Annotated in this window: 15 protein-coding genes and 1 pseudogene; 2 read left to right on the forward strand and 14 right to left on the reverse strand. The window is 56.2% G+C overall.

The annotated features are described in order from the left end of the window. Window positions 1–115: 115 nt before the first annotated feature. From ACIQ0R_RS01955 to ACIQ0R_RS01980, 6 genes are all read right to left on the reverse strand, one after another. Window positions 116–838 carry a hypothetical protein gene (locus tag ACIQ0R_RS01955; protein WP_395823160.1) on the reverse strand — a complete coding sequence of 241 codons (723 nt, stop codon included), beginning with the start codon at window positions 836–838 and terminating at the stop codon, window positions 116–118. 191 nt (window positions 839–1,029) lie between these two features. Continuing rightward, entirely contained in the window at window positions 1,030–3,210 is a 2,181-nt protein-coding gene (locus ACIQ0R_RS01960) for a methyl-accepting chemotaxis protein (protein WP_395823162.1), read from the reverse strand. A gap of 447 nt (window positions 3,211–3,657) precedes the next feature. Continuing rightward, window positions 3,658–4,116 carry a chemotaxis protein CheW gene (locus ACIQ0R_RS01965; protein ID WP_395823164.1) on the reverse strand — a complete coding sequence of 153 codons (459 nt, stop codon included), beginning with the start codon at window positions 4,114–4,116 and terminating at the stop codon, window positions 3,658–3,660. Between the two features lie 114 nt (window positions 4,117–4,230). Then, window positions 4,231–4,596 carry a PleD family two-component system response regulator gene (locus tag ACIQ0R_RS01970; protein WP_395823166.1) on the reverse strand — a complete coding sequence of 122 codons (366 nt, stop codon included), beginning with the start codon at window positions 4,594–4,596 and terminating at the stop codon, window positions 4,231–4,233. A gap of 56 nt (window positions 4,597–4,652) precedes the next feature. Further along, complete coding sequence (locus tag ACIQ0R_RS01975) at window positions 4,653–5,069, reverse strand: PleD family two-component system response regulator (protein ID WP_395823168.1); 417 nt, start codon at window positions 5,067–5,069, stop codon at window positions 4,653–4,655. 163 nt (window positions 5,070–5,232) lie between these two features. Further along, window positions 5,233–5,385: a rubredoxin gene (locus ACIQ0R_RS01980; RefSeq protein ID WP_395823210.1), complete on the reverse strand. Its 153-nt coding sequence runs from the start codon at window positions 5,383–5,385 to the stop codon at window positions 5,233–5,235. A gap of 98 nt (window positions 5,386–5,483) precedes the next feature. On the opposite strand from ACIQ0R_RS01980, the gene ACIQ0R_RS01985 reads away from it, so the two are divergent. Both ACIQ0R_RS01985 and hemL read left to right on the forward strand, forming a co-directional pair. After that, complete coding sequence (locus tag ACIQ0R_RS01985) at window positions 5,484–6,335, forward strand: hydroxymethylpyrimidine/phosphomethylpyrimidine kinase (RefSeq protein WP_395823170.1); 852 nt, start codon at window positions 5,484–5,486, stop codon at window positions 6,333–6,335. A 163-nt stretch (window positions 6,336–6,498) separates the two neighbouring features. Continuing rightward, window positions 6,499–7,782: a glutamate-1-semialdehyde 2,1-aminomutase gene (hemL, locus tag ACIQ0R_RS01990; RefSeq protein WP_395823172.1), complete on the forward strand. Its 1,284-nt coding sequence runs from the start codon at window positions 6,499–6,501 to the stop codon at window positions 7,780–7,782. Between the two features lie 92 nt (window positions 7,783–7,874). Here hemL and corA read toward each other — a convergent pair. From corA to mpl, 8 genes and pseudogenes are all read right to left on the reverse strand, one after another. After that, window positions 7,875–8,872: pseudogene (corA, locus tag ACIQ0R_RS01995) on the reverse strand (magnesium/cobalt transporter CorA). A 103-nt stretch (window positions 8,873–8,975) separates the two neighbouring features. Then, complete coding sequence (mtgA, locus tag ACIQ0R_RS02000; RefSeq protein ID WP_395823174.1) at window positions 8,976–9,671, reverse strand: monofunctional biosynthetic peptidoglycan transglycosylase; 696 nt, start codon at window positions 9,669–9,671, stop codon at window positions 8,976–8,978. A gap of 59 nt (window positions 9,672–9,730) precedes the next feature. Further along, window positions 9,731–10,570, reverse strand: coding sequence for a shikimate dehydrogenase (gene aroE / locus ACIQ0R_RS02005; protein ID WP_395823176.1), 840 nt, complete (start codon window positions 10,568–10,570; stop codon window positions 9,731–9,733). Continuing rightward, a complete protein-coding gene (locus ACIQ0R_RS02010) occupies window positions 10,567–11,466 on the reverse strand; it encodes a TonB C-terminal domain-containing protein (protein ID WP_395823178.1) in 900 nt (299 codons plus the stop codon). Before ACIQ0R_RS02010 ends, aroE begins: the two co-directional genes overlap by 4 nt. Window positions 11,467–11,564: 98 nt before the next feature. After that, window positions 11,565–13,658 (reverse strand): ribonuclease catalytic domain-containing protein, encoded by a 2,094-nt coding sequence (locus tag ACIQ0R_RS02015; RefSeq protein ID WP_395823180.1) that lies wholly within the window; start codon window positions 13,656–13,658, stop codon window positions 11,565–11,567. A gap of 106 nt (window positions 13,659–13,764) precedes the next feature. Further along, the gene (locus ACIQ0R_RS02020; protein WP_395823182.1) at window positions 13,765–14,427 is read right to left on the reverse strand and encodes a chorismate--pyruvate lyase family protein; all 663 of its coding nucleotides are present in this window, start codon (window positions 14,425–14,427) and stop codon (window positions 13,765–13,767) included. Continuing rightward, on the reverse strand, window positions 14,427–15,026 hold the full coding sequence (locus tag ACIQ0R_RS02025; RefSeq protein WP_395823184.1) for a YqiA/YcfP family alpha/beta fold hydrolase: 600 nt from the start codon (window positions 15,024–15,026) through the stop codon (window positions 14,427–14,429). Before ACIQ0R_RS02025 ends, ACIQ0R_RS02020 begins: the two co-directional genes overlap by 1 nt. Beyond that, the gene (gene mpl, locus ACIQ0R_RS02030) at window positions 15,023–16,411 is read right to left on the reverse strand and encodes a UDP-N-acetylmuramate:L-alanyl-gamma-D-glutamyl-meso-diaminopimelate ligase (RefSeq protein WP_395823186.1); all 1,389 of its coding nucleotides are present in this window, start codon (window positions 16,409–16,411) and stop codon (window positions 15,023–15,025) included. The genes ACIQ0R_RS02025 and mpl overlap by 4 nt, the downstream gene beginning before the upstream one ends. Window positions 16,412–16,488 lie beyond the last annotated feature (77 nt).

A 16,488-nucleotide genomic window follows, 5' to 3' on the forward strand; every position in this document is an offset into this window, starting at 1 on the left:
CTAACATTTCCATGGTGATCACCTTATATCTCCTGCCTAAAAATTAGACAGGACAAGTAGAACACCTGGGTCAATTTTGAATCAGCACTATGCCCTTTGCTGGGTCAATTTTCGGTCAGCCGTAACATATTACCCACCAGAATGCGCGGCATTGCTGGTTGCTCTGCATCTGTTCAACTTCGCTGAGCACGTCTCGCATGAGGCCGGCGTTTTCCAGTTCCACAGCATTGTCGGCACTTTTGAGGAATGGCAGCAAGGCGCGCTCGAAACGTTTGCGTAGCGGCAGATAGGCTGCAGCCTCCACTGGCGTGACCTGTTCTGCCTCAGGGAAATGAGGGCGGATGGTGAGATCGGGAAAAAACAGATCGGCGGGATGGACTCTCTCGGCCCCACGAATTTCCAGCAAGGACTGGTAGTACGGGAACAAACGTACCGACTGATGGACGCGGCCGACCAACAATTCGTCCAGATATTCGATCAGCGCCTGGTAAGCACTGCGAACGGTTTGCGCATGCTGTGCGGTCAACGCTTTTTGCCCGGACTCGCCACGTTCCAGAATCTCTTCTGCGGTTTCGGTAATGATGGTGACGCCGTCGATGTCAACCATCTGCAACGCACCATGCGCCTGGTGCAGATAGGTTTTGGCATGGTGTAAGGCAGTGGACTGATCGTCGCCGGCGGCAAGCGTGGCTGGATCGACTGCTTTCGACAAGGCATTGCCGGACTGGCCGAACGCCTCGCGAATCTCGTTCATCACCCATGACAATGGTCCGGTATCGAGATGGGCCGCCGGCGAATCTTGCGAATGCGCCGTGAAACTGGAAAATTCGGTGGTCATGACTGCCTCATGGAATCAGGGAGTGGTCAATCTGGATTAAGCGCATGCATAGCGGCCCAAGCAGAGCAGACTAATGGGAAGCGGCTGTCGCGGTTGCCACGGTTGCCGCGGTCGCACCTCATGGCAGATCGCAACCGCTGCCGACCAAGGGCGACCTCGGAAAACCAAGACCGGCCAGGTCGGCACACCCATTAGTGGGTTACGCGGAAACGCGATACCGAGCTCTTCAAGTCTTCTGCCAGTTTGGACAGCTCACGAATCGACAACGCCGTCTGACGCGTACCTTCACGTGTCTTTTCCGTCACTGAAAGAATGTTTTGAATGTTGGTAGCCACGCCATTTGCGGAGTTGGCCTGCTGCTCTGTGGTGGAAGAAATGCTTTGAATCAATTCCGCCAAGCGGTTTGAAACGCGTCGGATATCCGACAACGCCGCACCGGCCGCATCGGACAGTTTCGCCCCTTCGACCACACCCTGAGTGGAACGCTCCATCGCCACCACCGCATCGTGGGTATCGGTCTGAATGGTACGCACCAGTGCGCCGATCTGCTTGGTCGCAGCGCCTGAACGCTCAGCCAGGCGCTGCACTTCCTCCGCAACCACCGAAAATCCGCGGCCGGCCTGGCCCGCCGATGCCGCCTGGATCGCCGCATTCAGCGCCAGCACGTTGGTCTGTTCTGTAATATCGGAAATCAGTTCAGTAATTTCACCAATTTCCTGTGACGACTCACCCAGCCGCTTGATGCGCTTGGAGGTTTCCTGAATGTGTTCGCGGATTTCGTTCATGCCTGAAATCGCATTTTCCACCGCCTTGGCGCCCTCTTCCGCGGCGCTAACCGACTGCCGCGCCACTTCGGCTGATTCGCTGGCCGATTTGGAAACATCGGTAATTTGGGTCGCCATGTCGAGAACCGCTTGCGTGGTTTCCTGAATATCGCGCGACTGCCGTTGCGACGCCGCCAGCAGTTCGATCGAAATGCTTTGCGCCTGGTCCGATGCAATCGTCACCTGTTGCGCCGTTGTCGTAACCCGTCCAACCAGCCCACGCAGTTCTTCCACGGTATAGTTGACCGAATCGGCAATCGCGCCGGTGATGTCTTCGGATACCGTCGCCTGCACGGTCAAATCGCCGTCCGCGACTTCCTGCAATTCATTCATCAAGCGCAAAATCGCGGCCTGGTTCTGATCGTTGGCGTTGCTGGCGTCTTCTTCCTGCTTGATCGCCTGCAGACGCTGTTCTTCTGCTTCCATCCGGCGTACCTCAGCTTCGTGGGTACGGCGACGACCATCCTGCACCTGCACCCAGGCGATACCCGCTGCGGCCAGCAAAGTCACCAGGGCGGCCAGCAACATCAGCCAGAACCAGATGCTCTGGGTATCCTGGGCGTCGCGATAAGTATCCTGCAGAGCGCTTAAACGCTGCTTCAGCGTTTCGTTCTCGGTAAAAATCAATTGTTCGGATTGCTTGGCGGAGACAAAATTCTGCATATTGCCGAGAATCGATGCTACCGATTCCTGGTATTCAGCAAAGCTCTTTTCCAACTCTGTCAGCTTGCTGCGCTCTTCTTCGCTCTTGCTTTCCGACAGGCGCAAGACATCGCTGCCGTTCAAGAAACCGTTGACGATATCGCGGAATGTATTGGTATCTTTACCCAGCAGGAAAGCAGTTTCCGGATTAACCCCTTCGGAGGTCAGGAATTCATTTGCACTACGCCCAAGACGCTGAGTCAGCATGACCAACTGCGACGATGCCGCGATTTCACGCGGCGTTGCGCCGCCCTGAGTTTTCAGCGTGGATATCTGCTCCGACAAATCCAGCAGGTTGGGCGAGATGCCATTGAGCTTTTGCAGCGTTACACCGAAGCTGGTCAATTCTTTTTGCAGCTTGAGGATGGTCTCTGCAGCCTTGTCGGTATTCGACCAGATCTTGTTGACATCGCTCAGTTTGCTTTGCATTTGCACGCTCGGCGTGCCGACGTCATGGCCCTTATAGTCGCCTCCGTTGATCAGGATACTCAGATCCCGATTGAATTCCTTGCGACTGTCTGCCAACTGCTTAAACGCCTCAGGATTACCCTGAATCGCGTTCGGGGTCGCCTTACCGATACGCTGCGAGTGCATCAGCGCATCGCCGGCAATCTGGGTCTGAGTCGAACTGATGGTCGAACTTCTGGCGCTCAACCACAAGAAAATAATAGTCAGCAGCAGACCACAGCCAAGTACGATCAACAACAGACGAATCTGCTTTTGCTGGGGCAATTTGCCAATCAGCGGCAGCGGCACGCCGTCCGGGCTGGCGCTGGCGGCATCGGCTGCCGTGACAGTTGCAGCGGCGACACCATCATCACTCTCCGCGTCAGTCCCGGCATCCATCCCGGCATCAGCGCCAGCAACGGCGTCTCTGAACGCCTCCGGATGATCAGCAAATGGCGCAGACTGAGGGGCAGACTGAGGAGCAGACAGCGGCACGCTGGTCGGTGCCGGAGGTTCGGGAATGAAGCGTTCCTACATGACCGTCTGTTCAGGATCATGTATCAATCCATCCAGCACGAAGCGATCGCCGGCTTCCCCCTGCTCTTCCTTCGCCGCCCTCGATAAAGACGGTAGTTTGAATGCCATTACAGAATCTCCTAATTGCAAATTCGCCGCCACCGGATACTGCTGCGAGCGCAGCAGCGCCTAGGACTCATAAACCTACTTGTAAAAAACGAGGGTCCTGCAAAATCCGGGCCGCACTCAACTCAGTCCAGACCTGTGACTCGCTATCGACATAACGCCTGGCAGCGCTGCTATCGAGCGATTGCGCAGGCTGCAAGCTCATCAGGGCGACATTGCGCAGCCCCAGCACGCGCGACACCAGCAATCCGCTACCGAACGAAAAGTCGGCGCAAAAGCCACAATCCGACATTCCTTGTCAATTTGCGTCAAAGCTTGTCCCTGGAAGCGCGCAAAATCGATCACGCTAATCAGGTTGCCGCGCACGTTGCTCAAGCCCAAAAACCAGTCATGGGTCAGCGGCACGCGAGAAATATTATCGACCGCTACAATTTCGCCAGCCTCTTGCAAGCTCAGCAACCACCGACTCTGCCTTATTAACACGCCAAGCTGGCTTTCCTGAGCCTGCGCGCCACTGCGTGCGGCCTGCATCCGCTCCAGTAAATGCGACTGGAATTCCCGCAGACGGGTGCGACGCGAGTCCGCATCAGGATTCACTTTATTGAGCGACAGCGGCGTTGAAGGCGGCGATTCAGCGGGTAGATGCGAGGATGATTGGGTCATATTGATTGAGCGCTCATGTGACGTGAATCTGGCTGATGCTCACGGCCTTAAATGGAATTAAATAGCGTTAAATCAGCTTAAAACACCAAAAATTACCGAGAACTCCAGCACGCATTAACCAAGCGCGGCGATTTTTGCCAGTAGTTCCTTGGGATCGATCGGCTTGCCCAGATAATCACGAGCACCTTGGCGCAACCCCCAGATGCGGTCAGTTTCCAGGCCCTTGCTGCTACAGATAATGACGGGAATGTCCTTGGTATCGTCGTCGCGGGTAATCGACCGCGTCACCTGAAATCCATTCTGCCCGGGCATCACCACGTCCATCAGAATAAGCTGCGGCTTGTCTGCCTTGATTTTGTCGATCAGGCCATCGCCGTTTTCGGAAGTCGAAACGGAGTAACCGGCCTTGGCCAGGATATCGGTCAGGAAATAACGCTCGGTTGGCGAATCATCGACAATAAGAATCTTTTGTATGGCCATTTTCAACCTCTAATTACTTTACAGTAACGTCAAATTATTTCAAATCGAACAACGCCTCAGACATTAGTCGTCATTGCGCCGTCGGCAGCTTGAGTATGCTGACGCACGGCCTTGAGCAGGCTGTCTTTAGTGAATGGCTTGGTAAGATATTCGTCGGAACCGACCATCGCCCCCCGGGCACGATCAAACAAGCCGTCTTTGGATGAGAGCATGATCACCGGCGTAGCATGAAATTTAGCGCTTTTCTTGATCAGTGCGCAGGTTTGATAACCATCGAGACGAGGCATCAGGATGTCGCAAAAAATCAGCGCCGGCTTATGGTCGTTCACTTTAGCCAAGGCATCGAAACCATCTTCGGCAAGCACCACCTGGTAGCCTGCCTGGCTAAGAAAAATCTCTGCGGAACGCCGAATTGTGCTGCTATCGTCGATCACCATTACCTTCAGGTTGACGCCGCCAAGTGATGTTGTCATGAAATCGTCTCATTCAATCCAAATAAATCTATCGCGACACTGTAACAAAGAAAGACATTCCTTAGAACAATGTTTCTTGCAGGGAGAGCCTAAAGTTCAATTATTTTTGTAACTTCGAACATTAACTTGGCATTCCTGCAAGATGAAAAATCGCTATTCGAGATTAAATAGCAACCATTTCAAAATCTTCCTTGCGTGCGCCACACTCTGGACAGGTCCAGTTCATTGGCAAGTCGTCCCAACGTGTGCCCGGTGCAATGCCCTCTTCAGGCAAACCTGCCTCTTCGTCATAGACCCAGCCGCAAATCAGACACATCCAGGTTTTGAACTCTGTCTTGGTAGTTTCGTTATTGCTCACAGCAGTGACCCTTCAATCAAGTAAAATGCAAAGTCAGACATCTTAATCTACCCGCCGTGCAAAACCAAACTTCTCCCCTTATATTGACATTCGGTGTTGCCGACCCCGTCGGTGCCGCCGGCATTCAGGCCGATCTGGCCACTTTTTCATCGATGGGCTGTCACGGCCTGTCGGTCATTACCTCGATCCTGATCGGCGACACCGCCCGTATCGAAGACACTCAGCAAATCGACGCCGACTGGGTCGCCGACCAAGCCCGCGTGATGCTCGAAGATATGCCGGTGGCGGCTTTCAAGGTGGGGGCCGTCGGCAGCATCGAGAGCGTCTCGGTGATTGCCGAAATCGTCTCCGACTATCCTGAAATCCCACTGATTCTAGACCCTTTTCTATCGGCCATGCCGGATCAGGGTCAGGATAGCGAGGACTTGCTGATCGCGATCCGCGAATTACTGATTCCGCAAACTACCGTGATGCTGCTGTCGGCGGTGGAGCTGGCGCGCCTGGCCGAAACCTGGCGCGAACCATCGACCGAGGAGATGCTCGGCGTGGATGCGATGCACATCATCGAACTCGGCTGTGAGTATCTTTTCGTTACCGGAACCCCAACCTCAGCAGCTGAAATCGGCAACACCCTGTTCAACGACACCGGCGTGGTGCGCCAAGACCAGTGGCCGCGCATTTCGGGTTCTTTCATTGGTGCCGGCAGCACTTTATCCGCAGCCATCGCGGCCATGCTGGCCAACGGACTGGACGTACCGGAGGCAGTCTCTGAAGCGCAGGAATTCACGTTGGCGGCAGTGACGGCGGCACAACGGCTGGGGATGGGAAAACTGATTCCGGATCGTTATTTCTGGGCGCGCGAGGAAGGGCTGCGCGCGGATGATGAAGATGCGGGAAGTTCTTCTTAATTTTTCGATCCGTCTTTGTGCGCGGACTTGCCTGACCAACTTTCAATTTCTCTAATATTTTTTGCAATTTAACCGTTTTATTTAATCCGTTGAGGGCAGCGTCGCAGGAAAATGTAATTCGCCGCGTGGCGGTGGCTCTGCAACTCTGTCCCGCAAATAAAAAATGAAATCCAACAACGACATCCTCTTTGCCCGCGCTCAACTGACCACGCCTGGCGGCGTCAACTCCCCGGTACGCGCTTTCCGTTCGGTCGGCGGCACACCGCGTTTCATCAGCCGCGCCGAAGGCCCCTATTTCTGGGATGCCGATGATCGTCGCTACATCGATTACATCGGCTCCTGGGGGCCGGCGATTGTCGGCCACGCCCATCCGACCGTGATCAAGGCGGCTCAGGACGCGGCAGCGCGCGGCCTGAGCTTCGGCGCCCCGACCCAAGGCGAAATCGAGATCGCCGAAGAAATCTGCAAGCTGCTGCCATCGATCGAGCAAGTACGCCTGGTCTCCAGCGGCACCGAAGCGACCATGAGCGCGCTGCGTCTGGCGCGTGGCGCCACCGGCCGCGACAAGATCGTTAAGTTCGAGGGCTGTTACCACGGCCACGCCGATTCGCTGCTGGTCAAGGCTGGCAGCGGCCTTCTGACTTTCGGTAATCCAACTTCGGCCGGGGTGCCGGAAGATTTCGTCAAGCATACCCTGGTGCTGGACTACAACAACACCGAACAGCTGGAAGATGCGTTCAAGAACATGGGCGACCAGATCGCCTGCGTGATTGTCGAGCCGGTCGCCGGTAACATGAACCTGGTGCGTGCAACGCCGGAATTCCTGCAAACCATGCGCCGCCTGTGTACCCAATATGGCGCCGTGCTGATTTTTGATGAAGTCATGTGCGGCTTCCGGGTCGCGCTCGGCGGTGCGCAATCGTTGTATGGCATTGCGCCGGACATCACCGCGCTGGGCAAGGTCATCGGCGGCGGCTTGCCGGTGGCGGCATTCGGTGGACGGGCCGATTTGATGGCACATATGGCACCGCTGGGATCGGTCTATCAGGCCGGTACCCTGTCCGGTAATCCGGTCGCGGTGGCGGCGGGTATGAGCACGCTCAAGCTGATTCAGGAGCCGGGCTTCTACGACAAATTGGCGGCGCAGACCGCGAAATTGGTCAACGGCCTGAACCAGGCTGCTAAAGACGCCGACGTGAGGTTCGTCGGCGATGCTATCGGTGGCATGTTTGGTTTATATTTCGCCCAGGCGGTGCCCGGCACCTACGCAGCCGTGATGCAATCGAACAAGGATTTGTTCAACAAATTCTTCCATGCGATGCTTGAGGTCGGGGTCTATCTGGCGCCATCGGCATTCGAGGCAGGCTTTGTCTCGGCACAGCATGACGACGCGGCGATTGAAGCAACCGTGGCAGCGGCGCGCGGCGCCTTTGCGCAACTTACTTAAAAATTCGCTACATAACGTTTTAGGCGCCTCGTCATTCCCGCCTTCGCGGGAATGACGAGGCCGACGCGATTGGTGCGTCGTCTAAGCGGTTCTCAGTTCAGCCAGCCGCGCCGGCGGAAATACCAGAACGGCTTAATGGCCGAACACACCATCAGCACCAGCGCCAGCGGATAGCCGAATTGCCGAATTGCCGAATTGCCGAATTGCCGAATTGCCATTCGAACTCCGGCATGAAACGGAAGTTCATGCCGTAGATACTGGCGATCAGGGTGGGTGGCAGAAACGCCACCGAAGCCACCGAGAAAATCTTGATGATCTTGTTCTGGTTGATGTTGATGAAGCCGACAGTGGCGTCCATCAAGAAGTTGATCTTATCGAACAAAAACGCGGTGTGGCCGTCCAACGATTCGATGTCACGCAAGATTTGCCGCGCATCCTCAAACTGATCCACATTGAGCAAACTGCCGCGCATCAGAAAACTGACGGCGCGCCGTGTATCCATCATGTTGCGGCGGATGCTGTCGTTCAAGTCTTCCTCATGCGCCATGGCGCTGAGCGCTTCGGCGGCATCCTGATCGGTGAGTTTCTTTTGCAGTACCCGCTGGCTCACCTCGTCGAGCTTCTGGTAGACGCCCTCTAACGCATCGGCAGAATACTCGGCATCGGGCTGATAGAGATCGAGCAGCACGTCCTTGTAATCGCCGATCGATCCCGGCCGCGAACGCGCCCGCATCCGCACCAGACGAAACACCGGCAAATCCTCGCCATGCACTGAAAACAGAATATCGCGCGCCAGGATAAAGGCTACCGTCACGGTGGACGACGGCCCATCATCTTCTTCAAAAAGAAAATCGGTGCGCAGGTGCAGATCGCCGTTTTCCGCCTCGTAATAGCGCGCCGAGGCTTCAATATCCTTGACCTCGTCTTCGCCCGGCAATGTCACACCATAAATGCTCTTGACCCAGGCCCGCTCCTGATCGTTAGGTTCGGTCAGATCGACCCATACCGGCTGCACTTTTTCCAGGTCACTATGACTCTCGATGTTGACCTGGTTTAAACGGCCGTTTTGCAATACAAATACATTGATCATGCTTATCTCGCGGACAGATTTTTCAGAAAAAGTGCTCTTCAGTTTTTACGTCGGGAAAATTCAAATTCACGGCAATTTAAACAACCTCGGGCAAGCCCGCATTCTAAGGCAATTCTGCCGATCCCATGCGTCGTAAAATCAATCCGGTGCGCTGCAAAAGATATGCCGAGCCGCGGTTTTTATCGTAGAAGCGCGGCCTCGGCAACATAACTGCGAGCCGCGCGGCCTGACTGGCGCCGAGGTTGGCGGCAGAGGTCTTGTAATAATGCTGAGCCGCCGCTTCGGCGCCGAAGACGCCATTACCCCATTCCGCCACGTTAAGGTAAATCTCAAAGATGCGCTCTTTGTCCATCCAAAACTCAAGCATGTAGGTGATGATCAGTTCCTGCCCCTTGCGCAAATAACTGCGCTGGCCCGACAGAAAAAGATTTTTCGCCAGTTGCTGAGTAATCGTGGAACCGCCGCGCACCACCTTGCCCTTTTTTTCATTCTTTTCATAGGCCTTCTGCAATGCATTCCAATCCACTCCGTCATGCTCGGAAAAATTGGCGTCTTCGGCAGCGATGATGGCGCGTTTCAGGTTGTTTGAGATACGCGCATACGGCACCCATTTGAATTGCAGCTGAGCCTCTGGCACGGTCTCGCACAACTCGGAGAGCCGTTGTCGCATGAAGCTGGTGGAGCTCGGATTATGATCCACCCACCACCAGATCTGAACGAAAAAATAGACTTGCAATAGCAAGATTGCGGCAATCAGCAGCATGCGTAAGCGCAGTATTATTTTGCCTACTGATTTCATTCTGATTTCCTGCGTGATCGGTTGGGGACAGGGTCGCTTGGGTTGGGTAATGAAAGGAGTTACGACAACTGCGCCCGCAGTGCCGCAAAGACTGCATCCGTGCGCGGGCGCACGCCGCGCCAGACGAAGAAAGATTCGGCAGCCTGCTCAACCAGCATGCCGAGACCGTCACGTACTTGCGCACCCTGCGCCGCGGCAAACTGCATGAACGGCGTCGGCTGCCTGCCGTACATCATGTCGTAGGCCAGCGTCGCCGCGCCGAACACCTGCGGCGCAATCGGTGGCACATCTGCCTGCAGACTGGCTGATGTCGCATTGATGACGAGATCGAACGGTTGCTGCAGATCGGCAAAAGCGCAGGCGGTCAGAGCGCATCCTTGCGCACACGGCTGGAATTTCTGTATCAGCTCGTCTGCCTTGGCAGGCGTACGGTTGGCAATCACCAGTTGTAGCGGAGCGGATTGAAGCAACGGCAACATGGCACCGCGTGCAGCACCGCCGGCCCCTAACAAGAGGATTTTTTTCCCCGCCAGATCGTAGCCGGCATTGCGCGCAATATCAGTGACCAGACCAATCCCGTCGGTGTTATCTCCGAGTATATCGGCGCCATCGAATTTCAGCGTATTGACGGCACCGGCAGCCTTGGCGCGGGCGGTCAGGCTACTCGCCAGCGCATATGCTTGCAGTTTGAATGGCACGGTGACGTTGGCACCCTTGCCACCTTGCGCGATGAACTGCTGCACCGCTGCGGCGAAGCCATTCAACGGCGCCAGCAAGCGTCCGTAGCGCAGATCCTGCGCGGTGTCGGCGGCAAAGCGCGTCTGGATCTCAGGCGACTTGCTGTGTGCAATCGGATTGCCGATCACCACGTATTGGGCGAATGAGCCGGTATCGTTCATTGATTGTGGTCTCCCATCAGTTTCGCCTCAAGCGAGCCTTCACGGGTGAACTCAAAAGTTGAGATCAATTCCCATACATCTTCCTTGCCGCTGCTGCGCTTGTTCTCTGGAAAACGTCCGAACGGCGCCGCACGCTCAATGATTTTCAAGGTCGCGCTGTCCAGATCAGGATTGCCTGAGCCGCGTTCTATACGAGGACCGCCTTCCTTGGTGTAGATCGAACCATCCTGATAAATCGGGATATACACCACCAGCTTGCCATACAGGTTGCGGCCATTTTTTTTGGGGAAATTCAGCGTCCCCAGCTTCTCGACACGATCCTGAAATGCCTTGTAATAAGCCGCATAGCCAACCGCGCGCGTACTTGGCGTGATCTGCGTCTTTTTCGGCCGTTTATTGTAATCGTCGATATTCTTCGATATCTCTGCTTCCTTGCGGGCGATCGCCTTAGCGCTCTCTATCAGGTCGCTACCGTTGGGCTTTGGCGTGTTGTCACTGACCTTGTTCTGCTCACTATTAGCGGCCAACCTTAATGCTGTTTCCTTGTGCATCTGCGCCAGCATCTGTTGCTGTTGCTGTTCTAGCTGCTCGATGCGACGCTTGGTTGCCATCAGGTTGTCGCCGTCCTCGGATTTGCGTAAATCCGGCAGCGGCGACTTGGCACGCCCGGCATCGGCATTGCCACCGCCATCCAGATTGGCTTGTGCCAGCGCTTCCGGCTTGATTGGTTTGGTACTGTGTTTGGCGTTGACCAGAATGACTTCCAGCGTCGGATCGGTCGGCTTCAATTTGAACGCGTCAGACGTCGTAAAACGCACTGCCAGCAACGCAGCGTGAGCGACAACCGACGCCACAATGGCGCCGATCAGGATTCGATGTTGAAAAATGGATTTCACGCGTGAGCCAAAAGTCGCTGTAAGGAAGAAAAAGGATTCTACGACAAAGCGACATTTCAACGGGAAATTTACAGTTGCCCTGTCGTTTTGCCGATAGATCAATCGGCCTGCGGCTGGATTTTTTGGCGCATGCCAGCGTCATCCGGCAGGTCCGCCGTGCCAGACTGATCGGCCGGCGGCAGTTCTGAGGCTGCCGCCACTTCCCCACTATCTTGGTCGCCACCTTGCCGACCTTCTACCTCACCACCCTCACCATCCTCTGCATCCTCAAGCTGGGATGTATCGGCATTCGGCGCCGCACACACTTGCAGCAAACGCGCCTCGACCGTCAGGTCGACCTCGTCCCAACGCAGTATGTCCAGCTTGACTTGGGTGCCGCGCGCCAGCGGCTGCATGCCCGGCAGTTTTATAAGCAGAGGAATTTCCACCAATCGCAATATCTCGTCTTTCAGCACCGCCGCCTCGACCTGGCGCGCTTGCTCTTGTCCCAACCAGCGTAAGCACCAGTAGCGCTCCATGTCTGACTGGAAATCACCGTACCCTGAATATGCCGCATCAAAGCCCGAGACGATGGCAAACAGATCGGCATCGCGTGGCTTGAACGGCGCCACCAGCGGCGCCGCGACACCGCCTTCAATACATGCCAGGATCTGCCATTGATTAACCAGATCGGTATAGCGACGCAATGGCGAGGTGCTCCACGCATATTGATCCACACCCAAGCCCTGATGCGGCGCTGCGTGCGTCACCATGCGTACCTGCATTTTGGCGGCCCAGCCGCCGCTGCCACCGCCCTGTGCGCGATAGATGCCCGGCACGCCGTGGTCGGACATCAATTTGCCCCAACTGCTGTTGGCAAAGATCATCAGCTCGGCGACGATCTTGTCGAGCGGCGCGCCCCGCTTGCGACGAGCGATGGTGGCGACATCCTCTTCCACATAGAAATTAAAATCGACGCGGTTGTTTTGCTCGGGCCGCAGACCGAAACTTTCACGCTTGGCCATCCGCCCCTGCTCCAACACCTGTATCCATTTCCACAAAACGGCAATCTCGGCCTTGTGCGGATAATCGCCGGCATCGTTGGTAAGGTTTTCCTCGGTCACCAGTTCATCGAGCGCGTTGTGGCGCAGATTGGCCGAAATCGGCACCAGTTCAGCGCGGCTTTCCGTACCAATCACACTCCAGTCGTGCGGATCAAGGGTGGCGTAAAGTGACAGCGCCGGGCAGTTCCTGCCTTCTGCCAGCGTAAAGGCCTCGACCAGTTCATCCGGCAGCATGGTGATTTTGTCGCCCGGCATATACACAGTTGACATGCGCTGGCGTGCAATCGTATCAAGCGCATCGCCGCGCTTGATGCTCAGCCCCGGTGCAGCGATGTGAATGCCGACCCGGATATTGCCATCGGCCAGCGTCTGCACCGACAACGCATCGTCGATTTCAGTGGTGGTCACATCGTCGATGGAAAACGCCTGCACTGTCGCCAGCGGCAACTCGGCCACCGCCGGAATGGTGATCTTGGGGAAACCGGCGCCCTTGGGGAAAAACTCCAGCAAAAATTTCGACAGATGCAACTGCTTGGCCGATGCAATTCCACCAACCTTCAGCATCAGGCGCTGCGGCGAAGTCTGCAATTCATTACAGGCCGTATCCAGCGCCTTATATTCGATGCTGTTCTTGTCCGGCTTGAACAGCAATTGCAGTACCAGCGGTTTCATCACGTCCGGCAACTGCCCGGCCTTGAGCTGCTCCACGTATTGCGCCTGAATCAAGGCCTGCTGCCTCTTTTTTTCGATGCCGGCTTGCGCTGCCTTGAGCGACGCCTCTGGCGCGGCTTTGTAACGTCCGCGCCCCTTTTTGTAAAAATAGATCGGCGCCGTCTGCAAGCTCAACAGTAAACCTGCGGCCTCTGTTGGCAGCGGCGCGTGGTCGAAATATTCAGCGCCCAGCTCGGCAAACCCAAACTCTTCCTGACCAGCGACTTCCCACAGGAAATCCAGTTCAATCTCCTGCGCGATACGTTGTGCTTCCTCCAGCAATTCCTGCGCTGCCGGCGTACTGAACTGCAGCAGTACATCTTTGGATTTGACCTTGCTACGTTTGCCCGAAGGAAGCTCGACCTGATAGGCCTCGCCTTGCTGCGACAGTATTGCACCTGCTTTAAAGTCGCCGGACTCTTCAAAAAATAGATTCATTGCATGCTTTACGTATGGATTACTGATGATAGCGCTGTCAGCACTCTGTGCTTAGTTGCGAATTGCCAACCTGTTACTTAACCGCCACCTAACTGTTACCTGACTGTTACTTAACAGCGCCAAATGATGATGATCGGAGCTCCGGAGAGCTATGCCTGAAAGTCGCGCCAACAACGTCTGCTGCCGAAGGCACTACTTTGAGATCGGGCCGGACCCGCCGCAACGCGTGGATTGCCGGAAAAAACACTTCCGTCACCAGCATCACACCGGTACGGCGACGAAAAACCGAGCGCCGGGCCCACAGCGGACATGCAACACCGTCAGTGCCGGTCGCAAGGCCCATGCGCCGCACCAGCGGATGATTGCCATGCAGGCGGGCGAATTGCAACTGGCCGCGTGCCACCAGTGGGTCACCGAACAGCGTAGTGCCGAGTGAGCACTCACCTAACGCACAAAAAAAAGGCCATTCGGCGGTCGTCGCATCAAGCGCCAGCACAGTATGCCCGAACACCATCGGCTGACCGTCGCAACGCAACAGCACATCACGCTCCTGCACCTGCAAGCGGCGCGGCAGACCGATTGCCCGCCATTCGTCGGCCAGGCACATGGCACGCTGCTGACGCAGGCGCTGTACCCGGAACTGCCGGCAATGCGCCATCAGCTTATAAGTCAGCGAAGCGCGGTCAGTCAGCCAGTCGCGCATGTTATCCGATGGATCAACGCCATTGGCGTGTTCATGCCATTTGGCAAAAGTAAGTGAGCGCAGCATCAGACATCCGATCCGGCCGCACCGGCACTGAGCGGGATGCTGCAAAACGTTAACACGGTGTCGGCGTAAGCGGCGAATTCGCTGATGCTGTGATCGCTGCCCTCGATCACCACCTGCCGGGCCTGCGGATAATGACCAACCATCTCACGCCAATCAAGCACTTCGTCGCCGGTCGCGGCAATCAGTAAATAGCGCTCGGGCCGCGTGATGCGGTCAATTTGCAGGGCCTGCAACTCGGGGATGTACTCACGCTTGAACTCAAACGGCTGATCCGAATGATACTGGGTGCTAACGCCGATATATTTTTCCAGATCGCGCGGCGGCTGGACTGCCGGATTCAACAAAACCGCACGGCAACCGATCTGTTCGGCCAGCCAGGTGGCGTAATAGCCGCCCAGCGAGGAACCGATCAAGGTGAGGTCGGCCGGCTGGCAATGCTTGATGCAGTCTTGCGCCAGGCTGATCGCCGCCGCTGGCGAAGCCGGCAACTGCGGACACAGATAGTCATCTGCCCGCCCCAACTGCTGCATGCGTTCTGCCAGCAGGCGAGCCTTGAAAGATTGCGGCGATGAGCGAAAGCCGTGCAGATAAAGAATCATTGCAACCCAGACAAGGCGGTCAGGATTTTTTGATGTACACCGCCGAAACCACCGTTACTCATCACCAGCACCTGATCGCCCGGCTTGGCGGCCTTGGCAATCGCCGCCGCCAGTTGTGCGAGATCATGGTAAGCGCTCGCTTTGTCGCCGAGCGGTTGCAGCGCTTGGCTCAGGTTCCAGTCTAGCGCTTCCTTGCCGCTACCTTGGGCGTCATAGCCGAACACCAAATCGGCCTCGCTCAAGCTGCCCGGCAGCGCGTCTTTCATGGCGCCGAGCTTCATGGTATTCGAACGTGGCTCCAGCACCGCCAGGATGCGCGCCTTGCCAACTTTCTTGCGCAAGCCGGCAACGGTAGTGGCGATGGCGGTGGGGTGATGGGCAAAATCGTCATATACCGCGATATCGCGCACCGTACCGCGCAATTCCATGCGGCGCTTGACGTTTTCAAATCTGCCGAGCGCCGCAATCGCCTGCGCCGGCGTTACGCCGGCATGACGGGCAGCAGCAATCGCGGCCAATCCATTCATGCGATTATGCTCACCGCTCAACTGCCATTGCACCACGCCCTGCAACTCGCCATTGAAGCTGACTTCAAAGTCGCCGTTATCGCGCGTCTGTAGCGACCAGCCTTGCGGCGCGCCGCCGAACATTTCTTTTTCGCTCCAGCAACCGCGTTGCAGCACGCGTTGTAACGCCGGTTCACGGGCATTCACGATTAGGCGGCCGATACCGGGCACGGTACGGACCAGATGATGAAACTGCGTTTCGATCGCCGCCAGATCTGGGAATATGTCGGCATGATCGTATTCCAGGTTATTCAGGATCGCGGTCTTGGCGTGATAGTGGACAAACTTGCTGCGTTTGTCGAAAAATGCCGTGTCGTATTCATCGGCTTCAATGACGAAGAACGAAGATGCCGCCGCATCGCCCTTGCCCGACAGTCTGGCCGATATGCCGAAATTCATCGGCACACCGCCGATCAGGAAACCCGGATCGTAACCGGCATCTTCCAGTATCCAGGCCAACATCGCTGAAGTGGTGGTCTTGCCGTGGGTGCCAGCGACCGCCAGGACCCATGTGTCGCGCAAAATGTGCTCGCCGATCCACTGCGGCCCGGAGACATATGGCAACCCGCGGTTGAGTATCTCTTCCATCAATGGATTGCCGCGCGAGACGACATTACCGATCACGAACAAATCTGGCTGCAACTCGATCTGCTCCGGGTCAAAGCCCTGGATCAGTTCGATGCCTTGCGCCGCCAGTTGGGTACTCATCGGCGGATACACATTGGCATCGCAACCGGTCACTTTATGCCCGGCCTGTTTAGCCAACACCGCCAAACCGGCCATAAAGGTGCCACAGATGCCAAGGATATGAATATGCATTCTTGAGTTTCACTAATCTACTGAGAGGAATACCATGATTTTACCTGAGCAGCCGGTTTGACCGATAAACTGATGTC

This window comes from Collimonas sp., from assembly GCF_044339385.1.
Classification (GTDB): domain Bacteria; phylum Pseudomonadota; class Gammaproteobacteria; order Burkholderiales; family Burkholderiaceae_D; genus Collimonas.